Source organism: Hydrogenophaga sp. (assembly GCF_041633695.1).
Classification (GTDB): domain Bacteria; phylum Pseudomonadota; class Gammaproteobacteria; order Burkholderiales; family Burkholderiaceae_C; genus Hydrogenophaga.
Window position 1 is genome coordinate 1 of the sequence record NZ_JBFJMY010000583.1, and the last position, 2,260, is coordinate 2,260.

Genomic DNA, 2,260 nt, shown 5'->3' on the forward strand with positions numbered 1-2,260 from the left:
GCGAACCCGATCCCCGTTCTGACTGGTAGATACAGTCTGCACAGGTGTGCCGAAATCGGTCACATCCATGCGCCGCCTCAAACCCTCTGGCAACGAAGTTTTCAGAAAATCAACAACGAGGTTCTGGCCTTGCTGCCGAATGTCCACTCCAACTTGGTTGTTGGCCAGTTCGACCACGATGCGGCCCGAATTGTCGTTACCGCGCCGGAAATCGATGTCCCTCAGCGACACCACATCCAAGTTCCTGTTTTCCGCAAAGGCGGTTGAAGAAGCCGGCGCGGCTGCGCTCGCATTCGCGCCCCCCAACACCACCACCAGCGATTTCCCGTCGATCTTTGCTTGATAGGCTGCAGGTTGCTTCAGGTTGAGTACAACGCGCGTCCGGTCACCCGCTTGAACCACATTGACCGATCTCAAGTTGCCTTGGTTCAAGTCAATCGTGCTTCTCCCGATCGCATTGGTCACCCCCGGAAAATCCAGAGCAATGCGGGCGGGCGCTTGGATCGTGAAGCCAGCCGGCACAGCGGTCAACGCTTCCGACATATCGATCCGCAGCACTTCAACCCCACCTTGCACGCCACCGGTCACAGCTTGAATGGCGTTTTGAGCCTGTGCAAAAACAGGGAGCAGCAAGGCCATTGCTGTCAGCATCCCCTTGAATGCATTGCGCTGCACCGAAACCAAAGTAGCGCGCCAGTGTTCTTTTTTCATTTAGATGCTTCCTCTTGTAGCTGCAACGCCGCTGGGCGCTCGGTCCATTCCCCGGCTGCATCTTGCACAATTTCGCGCAAGACCACTTCGGTTTCCGTGATACGGGTTATTCGCCCATAGTTTTGCCCAAGATAACCACCGGGCTTGACTTGGTACAACAAACTGTCTACCCGCACCAACGCCACCAACTGTCCTTGCCGGTTCAAACTGCCAACCATTGCCATGGTGTCCAGCGGATAAGCTTCCAGCGGTTGTTTGCGTCGATTCAACTCAGGTTCGATCAATGCGGAATTTGCCACGGTAATGCCCGCGTTGCCACGCATCACACTGACCAGCTTTTCACTGCTAAAGGGCTCCATCATCCGCTCAGCACCGTAGGCCTGAGGGAGGAACTTGGTGGGTTCTGGAATGGGCTGCACCTGGGGTTTGATGCCATTGCGCTCGGTCACCATCCATTGCTGAAGCTCCTCCTGCTCCGACGAGGTACAGCCTTGCAACCCCAGGAGGCAAGCCAGCAGCAGCGCAAAGTAAGAATACGTTTTGGACTTCATTTTTGGCCCGCCATGGCTTTCTGCTGCAAGGCCACCTCTTCCGGATCAAGGTACCGGAATGTCTTGGCAATGCAGTCCATTGTCAGCACCCCGTCCCGCTCACGAATCGGTGAAAGAGTCATGTTGTTCAAGGTCACGATACGGGATAAGTTCGCCACGTCTGCTGCAAACAGGCCAATGTCATGGTAGGTACCCGTCACCTTCACGGTGATAGGCAATTCCGCGTAATACTCCTTGACAATGACCTGCCCGGGCCGGAACAACTCAAACTGCAGACTTCGACCCAAACCGGCTTGGTTGATATCGGACAGCAGCGCATCCATTTCTGCTTTGCTGGGCAGCTGTTTTTCCAACTGGTTCACGTATTGCTGGACCTGCTCCAATTGCTTCTTGAGGGCGTCCAAATTAACCGCCTGAACCAGCTTTTTCCGGTAGTCCTCGCGCAACTGCACTTCACGGGCCTTTTCTGCCAGCAGCTCCTCGTCAGAGTCCTTCAACCAGGCGAACCAGAGACCTGCAATGACGGCCACACAAACGGCGATATATAGCAGATTGCGTGGCAATGATGGCCACTGCGACGGATCATTGGGATCCAGCCCCGTGAATTCGTTTTTCAGTTTGTCTTGAATTTCCTTGAAATCCAAGTTCGGCTTGTGCATGGTGACCATGGTTCGTTGGCCCTATTCAGACTTTACCCGGCGCAGGCGGAGCAACCGAGGGTGAGCCAGCAGCAGGCGTGGTGCCTGCTGCAGAAGGGCGGTTCAGGGACACTCGCACTGTGAAGTTGGACACCCGACGCTGCTCTCGGCTGGACAGGGTCATGTTGGACGCCACGATTTCAACCAACTCCGGGCGGCTCAGCCAAGGGCTGTTGTTGGCCAGGTTTCTCAACAGCTCGGAGACCCGCTCCTGGGACTGGGCAACGCCAGTGATCAAGACGCTTTGGTTTTCCTGCTTCATGCTGGTGAGATAGATGCCATCGGGCAATTGGGCGACCA

4 protein-coding genes are annotated in these 2,260 nt (G+C 55.7%); all 4 read right to left on the minus strand.

The annotated features are described in order from the left end of the window. On the minus strand, positions 1 to 711 hold a 711-nt coding region (locus ABYB95_RS21960; protein ID WP_372661975.1), incomplete at its 3' end, for an AMIN domain-containing protein. Beyond that, positions 708 to 1,262 (minus strand): pilus assembly protein PilP, encoded by a 555-nt coding sequence (locus tag ABYB95_RS21965; protein ID WP_372661978.1) that lies wholly within the window; start codon positions 1,260 to 1,262, stop codon positions 708 to 710. The genes ABYB95_RS21960 and ABYB95_RS21965, both read right to left, overlap by 4 nt. After that, positions 1,259 to 1,930 carry a type 4a pilus biogenesis protein PilO gene (locus ABYB95_RS21970; RefSeq protein ID WP_372661981.1) on the minus strand — a complete coding sequence of 224 codons (672 nt, stop codon included), beginning with the start codon at positions 1,928 to 1,930 and terminating at the stop codon, positions 1,259 to 1,261. Before ABYB95_RS21970 ends, ABYB95_RS21965 begins: the two co-directional genes overlap by 4 nt. Positions 1,931 to 1,946: 16 nt before the next feature. Next, positions 1,947 to 2,260: PilN domain-containing protein (locus ABYB95_RS21975; protein ID WP_372661984.1), on the minus strand; the 314-nt coding region annotated here is incomplete at its 5' end.